This is a genomic window from Bradyrhizobium sp. STM 3566, assembly GCF_045571445.1.
Taxonomy (GTDB): Bacteria; Pseudomonadota; Alphaproteobacteria; order Rhizobiales; family Xanthobacteraceae; genus Bradyrhizobium; species Bradyrhizobium vignae.
The window spans coordinates 6013115-6025398 of sequence record NZ_CP120692.1 but is presented as its reverse complement, the minus strand read 5'-3'; the positions used below and the strand labels follow the sequence as shown (position 1 = coordinate 6025398).

Annotated in this window: 10 protein-coding genes; 7 read left to right on the top strand and 3 right to left on the bottom strand. The window is 64.7% G+C overall.

Annotated features, from left to right (window positions below; genetic code table 11):
- Positions 1-42 precede the first annotated feature (42 nt).
- From P6U27_RS29040 to P6U27_RS29030, 3 genes are all read right to left on the bottom strand, one after another.
- Positions 43-2190 carry a CHASE2 domain-containing protein gene (locus tag P6U27_RS29040; RefSeq protein ID WP_407192957.1) on the bottom strand — a complete coding sequence of 716 codons (2148 nt, stop codon included), beginning with the start codon at positions 2188-2190 and terminating at the stop codon, positions 43-45.
- A gap of 19 nt (positions 2191-2209) precedes the next feature.
- The gene (locus P6U27_RS29035; RefSeq protein WP_407121640.1) at positions 2210-2878 is read right to left on the bottom strand and encodes a hypothetical protein; all 669 of its coding nucleotides are present in this window, start codon (positions 2876-2878) and stop codon (positions 2210-2212) included.
- A gap of 185 nt (positions 2879-3063) precedes the next feature.
- Complete coding sequence (locus tag P6U27_RS29030; RefSeq protein ID WP_407192956.1) at positions 3064-4191, bottom strand: HD domain-containing phosphohydrolase; 1128 nt, start codon at positions 4189-4191, stop codon at positions 3064-3066.
- 264 nt (positions 4192-4455) lie between these two features.
- On the opposite strand from P6U27_RS29030, the gene P6U27_RS29025 reads away from it, so the two are divergent.
- The 7 genes from P6U27_RS29025 to P6U27_RS28995 all read left to right on the top strand — a co-directional run bounded on the left by P6U27_RS29025 (position 4456) and on the right by P6U27_RS28995 (position 12219).
- Positions 4456-4779 (top strand): STAS domain-containing protein, encoded by a 324-nt coding sequence (locus P6U27_RS29025; RefSeq protein ID WP_407192955.1) that lies wholly within the window; start codon positions 4456-4458, stop codon positions 4777-4779.
- On the top strand, positions 4779-5144 hold the full coding sequence (locus P6U27_RS29020) for a response regulator (RefSeq protein ID WP_122405062.1): 366 nt from the start codon (positions 4779-4781) through the stop codon (positions 5142-5144). The genes P6U27_RS29025 and P6U27_RS29020 overlap by 1 nt, the downstream gene beginning before the upstream one ends.
- Positions 5141-7237: a chemotaxis protein CheA gene (locus P6U27_RS29015; RefSeq protein ID WP_407192954.1), complete on the top strand. Its 2097-nt coding sequence runs from the start codon at positions 5141-5143 to the stop codon at positions 7235-7237. Before P6U27_RS29020 ends, P6U27_RS29015 begins: the two co-directional genes overlap by 4 nt.
- Positions 7237-7698, top strand: a complete 462-nt coding sequence (locus P6U27_RS29010; RefSeq protein WP_407192953.1) for a chemotaxis protein CheW — start codon at positions 7237-7239, stop codon at positions 7696-7698. The genes P6U27_RS29015 and P6U27_RS29010 overlap by 1 nt, the downstream gene beginning before the upstream one ends.
- A gap of 38 nt (positions 7699-7736) precedes the next feature.
- Complete coding sequence (locus tag P6U27_RS29005; RefSeq protein ID WP_407192952.1) at positions 7737-9824, top strand: methyl-accepting chemotaxis protein; 2088 nt, start codon at positions 7737-7739, stop codon at positions 9822-9824.
- A gap of 45 nt (positions 9825-9869) precedes the next feature.
- Positions 9870-10358: a chemotaxis protein CheW gene (locus tag P6U27_RS29000; protein WP_122405058.1), complete on the top strand. Its 489-nt coding sequence runs from the start codon at positions 9870-9872 to the stop codon at positions 10356-10358.
- A gap of 61 nt (positions 10359-10419) precedes the next feature.
- Positions 10420-12219: a methyl-accepting chemotaxis protein gene (locus P6U27_RS28995; RefSeq protein WP_407192951.1), complete on the top strand. Its 1800-nt coding sequence runs from the start codon at positions 10420-10422 to the stop codon at positions 12217-12219.
- Positions 12220-12284 lie beyond the last annotated feature (65 nt).

Genomic DNA, 12284 nt, shown 5'->3' with positions numbered 1-12284 from the left:
GTGGGAGAAGGTGGCGCGATGCGCCGGATGAGGGGTTCTGCGCTACTTCCCTTCCAGGATATTGACCGGCGTCCAATCCGACGGCGGTGGACTTGCCGCAAGCGCTCTCGCGCGTTTTTCGAACAATGCCGACGCCGGATCGGTCTCTGCCGTCTTTCCGAACGCATCCGCCGCCTTCGCAAACTCCCTTGCCCGCCAGCACGTCAGCCCTTCCGCATACGCGGCGGCGACCTTCGCCTGCGCGGCGGTCTCCGCGCCCATCTCCGCCAGCGGCTCGAACACCCTGATCGCCTCGCCGCGTCCCATCACCCTGATGGCATCGAGCTCGCGCCAGGCGAAGGTGTCGCCGGTCTGCGCGACCGTCGCCTCCGATGCCATGATCGCGGTGCCGTAATATTTGTTGGCGCCTTCGAGCCGCGAGGCGACGTTCACGGTGTCGCTCATCACGGTGTAGTTGAAGCGGCGCCGCGAGCCGATGTTGCCGACCACGGCTTCGCCGCTGTTGAGCCCGATGCGATGCGACAGGCCATGGCCGGCGAACGCGGGATGGCGGGCATTGAGCTCCGCCAGCTTCCCGTGGCACTTCAGTGCGGCACGCACCGCGTTGCGCGCGTGCGCGGGATCGTCGGCGGGCGCGCCGAACATGGCGACGATGGAATCGCCGATATATTTGTCGACGTAACCGCCATGACCTTCGATGATGTCGGTCATGGCGGAGAGATATTCGTTCATCAGCGTGACCAGCTCACCGGGCGTCATCGTCTCTGCGATCGAGGAGAAACCGCTGAGGTCGGAGAAGAACATGGTGACATTGCGCATCTCGCCGCCGAGCGCCGGCATCTTGCCGGAGGCGACCATCGTCTCGATCACTTCAGGCGCGAGATAGAGCGCAAAGCTCTTGCGCAGGAAACGCTCGTCGCGGTCGGCCAGCACGAAGCGATAGCCGGTCATCATGGCGAGCGCGGCAAGGCTCGCGAGCGCAGGCTCGGTCAGCGGCAGTGCCAGCGCATGCACGAACACGCCGACGGCCGCGGCCGTGTAAACGGCGGTGAGGGCGAGCCAGGCGATCACCGCACTGAAAGGCGCGAGCATGCAAGCCGCGCAGGCGATGATCGCTGCGAACGCAAATGTGAGAATGGTCCGCATGGGAGAGCCGAGCTCGGTCACTGCGTCCTGCTCGATCAGGCTGCGGACCACAGTGGCATGCACGAACACGCCTGCAACGTCGCTGCGGGTCTTCGCGGTGCTGGCAGGGGCGGGCAGCGCGCATCGCGACCCCGGCGAGCCGTCATATCCGCCGGACAGCCGCATCGAGGTGAGCTTGCGATCCTCGAAATTGAGGATGGTGCCGAGCAGCACGACCTTGCCCTCGAAGGCGCGGCGGAAGAAATCACGGTCGCCTTTCTCGACGCAGGCGCGCAGGTCGGCGAATGAATAGGCCGGGACGTCGCGGCCGAGGCCGCGGAAGTTGAGCGTGAGCGTGTTGGGCACCGCGCTGGGGACGGCATAGCCCGACAAGTTCGTCATTCCGGTCGGTCCGATCTCAGGCTTGGCACCGAGGGCGCGCGCGGCAAGCTCGACCGCCATTGCAGGCGCCGGCTGGCCCGCAATGGAAAAGCTCAGCGGCATCCGCCGGATGACGTCGTCACTGTCGGTATGGACGTTGAGCGCGCGGATGTTGTTCTTCACCGCCAGTTGCTGCGCGCGGTCGGGCCTGTCCGGATGGTCGTTGCTGAGAATCTCGCCCAGCACGAGCTTGCCGCTGTCGGAAAGTCGCCTGAGCGCAATCAGATAGTCCCGGTCAAATCCCTTCATGCGCGCGCCGAGCGGCGCCTCGCCAAAGGGAATCTCGGACTGCTCGATCGAGCTCGGAAAGATGACGTCGAAGCCGATCACCTTGGCGCCGCCCTCAGCGATGCTCCCGAGCACCCGGCCGATCTCGCGCGTCCAGGTCTGCGTCGGCGACCCCTTGAAGGGTGGCGTGTCGTAGGTCTCCCCGTCGATCGCCACCACGACGACGGGTGATGTCGCGGGATCGCGGCGATCGCCGATGATCTTGCCGCGCAGCGCCGTGAGGATGTCGAGGGAGAGACCTTGCAGCGTCTCAAGCGGGGGCGCCGTGAAGACCCCGCCCGCAAGGAGCGCGATCAGGATCGCCGTAACGATATCCCGCCTGCCGATCCGCCGCATCGCGCCTTCGCCAGGCTTCCTATTCGAGACGCAGCAGGCGGCCGATGATCGGGGTCGGCGAGGAGGTGGCGCTCGCGTCGATCTGGAAGGTGTAGCGCTTCGCACCGAGAATGGCGAGATAGCTGCCGCCCGGCGTCAGTGCCTTCCCGGTCTTGGCGAAATCATAGAACTTGCCGCCGATCATGGCATCGCCCTTGAGCGGCACGCTGATCGTGGGCTCCTTGCCGTCGGTGCGCTCGATCACCAGCGTGCTGCCGGCCTTGGCTTGCACCAGCGGCGAGACGCCGTAGAGCGTCGGCAGCTTGGCCGGCACGCCCTTCGCGTCCGACCGCATGGTGCGGAAGGTCGTTGCGGCACTCTGGTTCGCCTCGCGCTCGGACAGTTTTGCGGCATTGGTATCGCAGGGCACCTTTTCCCGCTTGACCTCGCCGAGCTGCACGGTGCTCTGCTCGGCGCCGACCAGGACGACACCCTCGCTGATGGTCTCGCGCTGGCAGGATTTGAGGTAGCTGAGCGTGATGCTCGCCTTGGGCCCGAGCTTGATGATCTTGCCCGGCGCCACATAGTCCATGAACGCGATGCCATCGACCTTGCCCTGGACGTCCTCGACGATCGCGGCAGGAGTCTCCGCCAAAGCAGGGGCCGCAACAAAAAACGCGCCGACACAGGCGCCGATCAGGCATTTCATGGGAATTCTCATCCAATTCGACGATGCTCTGGTGCCCCGTCCTGGTTCGATGCCTAGCAGCAGGGCGCCGGGGCAAGTGTGACCAGAATCACTCTTAGCTGTTGGTGCCACTCTAGCAGGAACAGGTTCAAACCGGCGACCGCAGAAAAATGAAGCCGCGGCAAGATGTTCGCGAACTGATCATGTCAGGCGGTCGGCCTCGGCCGATTGGCCGGACGGCTCTCCGCCGCACCCTCCATAGCTGGAACGAGAGGGGACTCGATCCTCTGAAAGGAGGTCGTCCGCTGACCGGCGGCGATCTCGATCACCTCGTCCCAGCGCGACAAGAAAGCCTCGACGCAGGCGGGATCGAACTGCCGGCCCGCGTTCTCAGCGAGGTAAGTCCGCGCCACCTCGAGCGGCATCGGCTCCTTATATGGCCGCCGCGTCGTCAGGGCGTCGAAGACGTCGGCGACTGCGACCACGCGCGCGGCGACCGGGATTTCATCCGCCTTGAGGCCGTTCGGATAGCCCGCGCCGTCCCAGCGCTCGTGATGTCCTGCGGCAATCTGCGCACCGAGCCGGATCAGCTCGCAGCCGGAATCGGCCAGGATTCGCTCGCCGATCGTCGCGTGCGTCCGGATCACCGCCATCTCCTCGTCGGTGAGCTTGCCTGGCTTGAGCAGGATATTGTCGGGAATGGCGACCTTGCCGACGTCGTGCAGCGGCGCGGCGAGATAGATGTCGCGGCAGAGTCGGGGCGGCAGGCCGAGCTGCTCGGCGATGATGCGGCTGTAGCGGGCGACACGCAGCGTATGCTCGCCGGTGTCGTTGTCGCGGTATTCGACCGCGAGCGCGAGCCGCAGGATGATCTCCTCCTCGCGCTCGCCGAGCTTTCGTGTCGCGGCCGCGACTTCGCTGGCCAGGTGCGCGGCGCGATCGTTGAGCTTGCGCACGGCTGCACCGAGCTGAATCAAATTCCGCAGGCGCACCGTCATCTCGACGCTCTGCGGCGCCTTGGGCAGGAAATCGGTTGCACCGGCCTGCAGCGCTTCCATCTTGACGTCATCGGTCTGTCGCGAGGTGATCATCGCGATCGGAATGTCGGAGCAGCCGGCCAAGGTCCGGAAGACACGGATGAAGCTGATGCCGTCCATATGCGGCATCTCATAGTCGACCAGCACCAGATCGAAGACGCGCTCCTGCGCGCAGGCCAGCGCCTCCACGGGATCGAGGAAGGCGGTGGCCTCGACCAGACCTTCGGCCTCGATGTGACGTTTCAGGAAGTTGAGGACGGAGCGACTGTCATCAACCAGGAGCGCTTGGGTCAGCATCGGCGGCCGGGGCTCTCTTCGCTGGCAAAGGCACGGCCTCTTGCATACCGCGCACGATTTAACGCGAAGCAAATGCATCGTGCAGATACGCGGCGATGGACATGCGCACCTTGCATGAGATTTCGCCACGCTATGCACGGTTGCAGGCATTCGCGCGAAGTCCTTGGGAATGTGACCCGTAGTCGTACGGAGTCCTCCGTTAGGGGTTTGCTCATCTGATTCGCGTCAAACGTGTATCAGAAGTTTCGCAAAGGCGGGGCAGCGATGGCGCTCAATCCCACGGAGCCGAAGTGGTCGTTACGGTTGCCCGCCGACTGCAGCATTGCGGCCATTCGCAGCGTCTACGACCTCGTTCGCGAGGCGTTCGGCCGCCAGGAGCGGCTCGAGATCGACTGTTCGAGCGTCGATAAGGCCGACGTGACCTCGATCCAGCTTCTGCTGTCGACCGCCAAGACGGGCGAGGCCCAGGGCCGCCCGGTGGTCCTGACCTCCTTCTCCCAGTCTCTGCGCAACACCCTTCGCCGCGCCGGCTTCGCCAGCGAGGCGCTGATCGATCAGCATTTCCCGCAAAAGAAAGATGGCATCTAATGGCCACGATTCTGACCGTCGACGACTCCCCCAGTATCCGGCAAATGATCAAGGTCGTGCTCGAGCCGGCCGGTCACAACGTGATCGAGGCCGGCGACGGCGCGCAAGGGCTCGCCAAGGCGCAAGCGGGCAAGCTCGACCTCGTCATCACCGACCTCAACATGCCCGTCATGAATGGACTGGAGCTGATCCGGGCACTGCGCAAGCTGCCGAGCGCGGTCGGCATGCCCATCGTGTTCCTGACCACCGAATCCAACGATGCCGTAAAGCAGGAGGCCAAGAGCGCCGGCGCCACCGGCTGGATCACCAAGCCGTTCAAGCCCGAGCAGTTGCTCGCGGTGGTTGGCAAGCTGGTGCGCACATGAGCGCAATGGACCCGGCCGAGGTCTTCCGTCAGGAAGCCAGCGAGCTCTTCGAAGTTCTTGAAGGGGCCTTGCTCGATCTCGGCCAGTGTCCCGACGACCGCGAGCTGGTCGATTCCGCCTTCCGCGCCCTGCATACGATCAAGGGATCGGGCGCCATGTTCGGCTTCGACAAGGTCGCCTCCTTCACCCACGAATTCGAGACCGCCTTCGACCGCGTCAGGAAGGGCGAAATCAAACCGACGCAGGAGCTGATCTCGGTCGCGCTCGCCGCCAAGGACTACATCCGCGCGTTGATCGAGGACCCGCAGTCGACCGATGACATCATCGGCGAAGCCATCCTCGACGACCTCAAGCGCTTCGTCTCCGCCGACAAGCCTGCCGCTCCGGTCGTCGAGGCACCGCTGCTGTCTCCACCCGAGAGCAAGCAGGCCGGCTGGCACCTGTATCTGGAGTTCGATTCCCATATCCTGCGCAACGGCTCGAATCCGCTCGATCTGTTGGAAGATCTCTGCAAGCTCGGTCCCTGCTTCGTCGTGCCCGTCACCGACGGCATCCCGTTCCTCGACGAGATGGAGCCGGAAGACTGCTATCTGAAGTGGGACGTCAAGCTGCACGCCGCCTGCACCAAGGACGCCATCGATGACGTCTTCATGTTCGTCCAGGACGAGATGAAGTTGACGCTCTCGCCTTTGCAGCGTGTCGAAGCGCCCGCGCCGGTCCCGTTGTTCCAGCTGTCCGAGGAAGAGCCGGTGATCGCCGAGATGGCTGCGCCGGTGGTGGAGGCTGTTGCCGAGCAGCCCGTCGCAAGGGCGGAACCCCAATCTGAGGCCAAGCCGGAGACGAAGCCGGAGACGAAGCCGGAGATCAAGCGCGAGGCCGCACCCGCGCGCCGCGAGGACGGAAAGCAAGAGCGTGGCATCGCCACGGTTCGCGTCCAGGCCGAGCGCCTCGACGAGCTGATGGACCGGGTCGGCGAGCTCGTCATCGCCCAGGCGCGGCTGACCCAGCTCGCCGCCTCCGGCTCCGACCTCTCGATCAAGATGATCGCCGAGGAGATCGAGCGCCTTGCGTCCTCCTTGCGCGACACCACGATGGGCGCGCGCATGGTGCCGATCGGCTCGTTGTTCGGCCGCTTCCGCCGCCTCGTGCACGATCTGTCGCGCGACCTGTCCAAGCCGGTCGAATTCGTCACCTCGGGCGAGGATACCGAGCTCGACAAGACCATGATCGAGTGCCTCGCCGATCCGCTGGTGCACCTGATCCGCAACGCCATCGACCACGGCATCGAAGACACCGCGACGCGCGCCGCCAACGGCAAGACCGATCAGGGCCGGATCGAGCTTGCCGCGGTGCATTCGGGCGCGCAGGTGCTGGTCACGGTGAAGGACAATGGCGGCGGCCTCAACACCGCGCGCATCCGCGCGAAGGCGGAAGAGCAGGGGCTGATCGCGGCCGGCGCCGTGCTGACCGACCATGAGATCCATCAATTCCTGTTCCACCCGGGCTTCTCGACGGCGCAGACCATCTCGGCACTGTCCGGCCGCGGCGTCGGCATGGACGTGGTCAAGCGCACCATCGAGAACATGCGCGGCTCGATCGACCTGTCGACCAGGCCCGGCCAGGGCACCACCGTGACGCTGCGCCTGCCGCTCACGCTCGCGATCATCGAAGGCCTGCTCATCCGCGTCGGCGAGGGCCGCTACATCATCCCGCTGTCGGCGGTCGAGGAATGCGTCGAGCTGACGGCCGAGGACGAGCGCTCGCGCGGCCGCAACTTCCTCAACGTGCGCGGCAACCTCGTGCCCTTCTTGCGCTTGCGCGAGCTCATGGCCGCATCCGGTGCGCCCGACCAGCACCAGAAGACGATCATCATCTCGACCGGCGAGACCCGCGTCGGCCTCGTCGCCGACCAGATCATCGGCAACCACCAGACCGTGATCAAGTCTCTGTCCAAGCTGCATTCGGACGTCACGATCTTCTCCGGCGCGACGATCCTGGGTGACGGCACGGCGGCGCTGATCCTCGACGTCGCGCAGCTGGTCTCGCTGGCGCAGTCGAAGTTCGAGAAGCAGCATATCAACGAGGCGGCGTGATGAACGGCGGGTTGGCGGGCGAGCAGCAGTCGAGTGCGATGCAGGTCGTGATGATCGGCCTCCGCGAGGAGAAGTTCGCGCTGGACGCGGGCCTCGTGCGCGAGATCATCGATCCCGTTCCCGCGACCCAGGTTGCGGGCGCGCGAGCCTTCGTTCCCAGCGTGATCAACGTGCGCGGCAACGTCATTCCGCTCGCGGATCTGCGCATCCGTTTCGGCATGCCGCAGCTCGACAACTCCGCCGACACCCGCATCGTCGTGATCGAAATCGAGATCGATAACGAACCGGTGCTGGTCGGCGTGACCGCGGACAAGGTTTACGAGGTCACGGAGATCTCGCAGGCCGATGTGCAGCAGACGCCGCGTGTCGGCATGCACTGGAAGCCTGAGTTCATTCGTTTTATCGCGAAGTGGCGTGAAGAGTTCGTTATCGTTCCCAACATGGAACGCATTTTGAATTGAGAGCGGTCTCGAGAAGGCCGGGAAATTAGGGGCTCGATATGCGATTCACGATCAAGGCAAAGCTGGCTTGCGCGTTTGGTGCTATCATCGTGCTTTCGGGACTCACGGGTGGACTGGCTTTTCTGAAGCTTTCGGATCAGGTCGAGGTCTCCGCGGATTTCGTGGTGCGCGCGGCGCGCATCGACAGGGCCGGCGAGCTGCAAAACAACGTGCTCTATCAGACCCGGGCGGAGCGCGACATCATCCTCGCGTCCACGGACGCGGAGATGCAGAAGCTGGCCGATGAGATCAAGAAGTATCGCGCCGAGGTGAGTCGTCTTCTTACCGAGATCAAGGCGACCGCTTCTGACGTCGGCAAGCACCTGCTCGACAAGTTCTCGGCGTCTTACGACAAGATGAATGCCGGAGAGGACGTCATCGTCGGGCTCGCGATGAAGAATTCGAACTATCGGGGCGGCCAGCTGTGGACCACCGACGCGATGCCGATTCTGAAGCATTGGAACGACTCGCTCGATGCGTCTCTCGCCGAGCTGAATCGCCTGCCGCCTTCCGCCGAGAAGAACAGCGCCGTTCTGGCGATCCATGCCATCAGGCTCGAAGGTGTCCGCCTGCAGCGGCAGGTCGCCTTGTCGTTCTCGGCCTCCAGCGTCGAGGAGCTGAATGCCGCGATCAAGTCAATCAGCGAAGGAGACGAAGCGCTCAAGGCGGCAACCAAGCAGGCCGTCGCCCCCCTCACCGCGGCCGGCGTGTCGCCCGCGAGCTTTGTGGCTCAGACGGATCGCCTCGTCAATGTCGTCTCCCGCGTGATGGAAATCGTGAAGGAGGGCGGTAATATCAGGGCAACCACGCTTGCCGCGACCGAAGGGAAGGCGAACGCCATGGACGCGATCGCAACCTCGGGCGAGTACATCACGCTGGTCAAGAAGCAGATGGCGGAGATGTCCGCGGAGTCGGTGCAGAATGCCGCTCGCGCAAAGATCATGTTGGTCAGCGTCATCGGATTGTCACTCCTGCTTGGCGTAGGATCGGCAGTCATGATGGCACTCAGCATCAGCCGCGGCTTGTCGCGCGCGGTCAGCCTCGCCGGCGCGGTCGCCAATGGCGATCTGAGCCAGACGATCGCCGTCAAGAGCAACGATGAGATCGGAGATCTCGTCCGCTCTCTCAACGTCATGGTCGAGAAGCTTCGTCAGGTCGTGTCCGAAGCTCTCACCGCGGCCCAGAACGTATCTGCCGGCAGCCAGGAGCTTTCCGCCAGCGCCGAGCAGCTGTCGCAGGGTGCGACGGAGCAGGCTTCCTCGGCGGAAGAAGCTTCGTCTTCCATGGAGGAAATGGCGTCCAACGTGAAGCAGAACGCCGACAACGCCAACCAGACGGAGAAGATTGCCGCACAGTCGGCGCGCGATGCCGAATCCAGCGGCAGCGCTGTCGGTCGGGCCGTTCAGGCGATGCAGACCATCGCCGAAAAGATCACGATCGTTCAGGAGATCGCGCGGCAGACCGACCTGCTCGCGCTCAACGCTGCCGTCGAAGCCGCCCGTGCCGGTGAGCACGGCAAGGGCTTTGCGGTGGTCGCCTCCGAAGTGCGCAAACTCGCCGAGCGCAGCCAGGCCGCCGCCGCCGAGATCGGCACCTTGTCGAGCGAAACAGTCAAGGTTGCCCAGGAGGCCGGAGAGATGCTCTCCAAGCTGGTGCCCGACATCAAGAAAACGGCGGAGCTCGTTCAGGAGATCACCGCGGCCTGTCGCGAGCAGGACGTCGGCTCGGCCCAGATCAACCAGGCGATCCAGCAACTCGACAAGGTCGGCCAGCAGAACGCCAGCGCATCAGAGCAGGTCTCCTCGACCTCCGAGGAGTTGGCCTCCCAGGCCGAGCAGTTGCAGTCGACGATCTCGTTCTTCCGTATCGATGACACTGCGCGCGGAGCGAAGGCCGCACCTCAGGAGATCGACCGGGCCGTTGGACAGCTCCGCGCCCAGGCGGCGAAGATGGCGGCGGTCGATCGCCGCGGCAAGGCGCCCGCTGCCAAACCGGCCCGAGCCCTGAAGGTTGCCGGCGCGGGAGGCGGCTTCGCCTTCGACATGGATGCTGGCGGCGACGATCGCGACGCGGAGTTTCAACGCTAACTGGCTGGTCCGAACGGGCCTCTCCCAACATCGAATGGACGCACCATGGCCGCAACCTCGCAATACCTGACGCTCGGTCTCGCCGGCGAGACGTTCGGCATCAGCATTCGCAACGTCCGGGAGATCCTGGATATGCGGCCGATCTCGCGGCTGCCGCATGCGCCGAGCTTCCTGCTGGGCATGATCGACGTGCGCGGCAGCGGCTATCCGATCGTCGATCTCAGGACCAAGCTCGGCTTGCCAAGCGTCTCGGCGACCGAGGCGACGCGCATCATCATCCTCGACGTGCCGATGAAGGACCGCCTGGTCGGCGTCGGCTTCGTCGCGGACTGCGTGTTCGAGGTCACCGACATCGACGAACAGGCGATCGAGCCCGTGCCGGAGGTCGGCGGCAAATGGCAGTCTGACTATGCGGCCGGTATCGGGCGCAAGGGCGAAAAGTTTGTCATCATCTTTGATCTCGCCAAACTGATGGCGAAGGACGAGTTCCCGGACGGGCGCGATACTGCCGTGGACGCGTCCCGCGCCGCCTGAGTTTGTTCGGTTTAGGCGTTATCGAGCGTACGCAGCTCCATTCGAACCAAAAGGGATTGAGATGAGATTCACCGTCAAAGCCAAGCTGGCCAGCGCATTCGGTGTGGTCATCCTGCTGTCCATGATCGCCGGCGGGGTCGGTTACATGAAGCTGTCCGATATGGTCGGCACCACCGAGGCTCTGGTCGCTCGCGCGAATCGCATGGAAAAGGCGTCCGAGCTCAAGGAAGGCATCCTGCTCCAGCTTCGCGCGGAGAAGAACTCGATCCTCGCATCGGACGCCGAATACGATCAATTCGTCGCCGACCTCGCCAAGACCCGCGAACAGCTCGCAAAGTCCAAGGACGAGATCTATGCAGCCGCCAGCGAAGGCGGCAAGAAGCTGATGGATGGCTTCTCCGCCGCCTATGGCAGGATGAACGCTTACCAGGACGAAACGGTCAGGCTGGCGAAGACCGACAAGGCCAGGGCGATGGACCGCTCGATGCATGACGGCCGCAAGGTCGTCGCCGATGCGCTCGAAGCAGCCAATGCCTACATCAACAACGTCAAGAAGAACATGGCCGAGCAGGTCGAGCAGGCCAGGCAGGATGGCTCGCGCGCCGAGCTGCTGTTGATGATCCTGGTCATCGCTTCGCTCCTGATCGCGGCGGTGGCCGCCGTCTTGATCGCACTCAACATAAGCCGGTCGCTGGGGCAGGCCGTCGGCCTTGCCGATGCGGTGGCGATCGGCGATCTCAGCCAAAAGATCGAATCCTCCAGCAACGACGAGATCGGTGATCTCATCAAGTCGCTGAACGCGATGACGGTGAATCTGAATGCCACCGCGGCGGTCGCCAACGAGATCGCACGAGGCAATCTCACGATCGAAGCCAAGCCGCTGTCGGACAAGGACACGCTCGGCCTCGCGCTCGAACGCATGGTGGAGAAGCTCCGGCAGATCGTATCGGAGGCGCTGACGGCGGCGCAGAACGTCTCTGCCGGCAGCCAGGAGCTCTCCGCGAGCGCCGAGCAGCTCTCGCAGGGCGCAGCCGAACAGGCCTCGTCCGCCGAGGAAGCTTCTTCATCGATGGAGGAGATGGCCTCGAACGTGAAGCAGAACGCCGACAACGCCAACCAGACCGAGAAGATCGCCGCGCAGTCCGCCAAGGACGCCGAGGCCAGCGGCGCCGCCGTGGGCCGCGCCGTCAACGCGATGCAGACCATCGCCGAGAAGATCACGATCGTGCAGGAGATTGCGCGCCAGACCGACTTGCTCGCGCTCAACGCGGCGGTCGAGGCCGCGCGCGCCGGCGAGCACGGCAAGGGCTTTGCGGTGGTCGCCTCCGAGGTGCGCAAGCTCGCCGAGCGCAGCCAGGCGGCCGCCGCCGAGATCGGCACGCTCTCGGCCGACACCGTGAAGGTGGCGCAGGAGGCGGGCTCGATGCTCGCCAAGCTCGTTCCTGACATCAAGAAGACGGCCGAGCTGGTCGAGGAGATCACTGCGGCCTGCCGCGAGCAGGACGTCGGTTCGGCGCAGATCAACCAGGCGATCCAGCAGCTCGACAAGGTCGGCCAGCAGAACGCCAGCGCCTCCGAGCAGGTGTCCTCGACCTCGGAGGAGCTCGCCTCGCAGGCCGAACAGCTGCAGTCCACCATCGCCTATTTCCGCATCGAACAGGGCGCAAAGAGCCAGGCGCCCGCGCCGATCGACCGGGCGGTCAGCCAGCTGCGCGCCAAGGCGGCCTCCATGGCGGCGGCTGAACGACCGGCCAAGAAGCCGCAGGCCAAGCCGGTACGCGCCGCAAAGGTCGCCGGCGGCGGCTTCACTTTCGACATGAATGACGGCGAGGACGACCGCGACGCCGATTTCCAGCGCTAGGCCCCCGCGAGGCTCCTGCGGACCGGTCCGTTCGGTGACCCGTCCGCCTTCAGCGGTGACGTGAA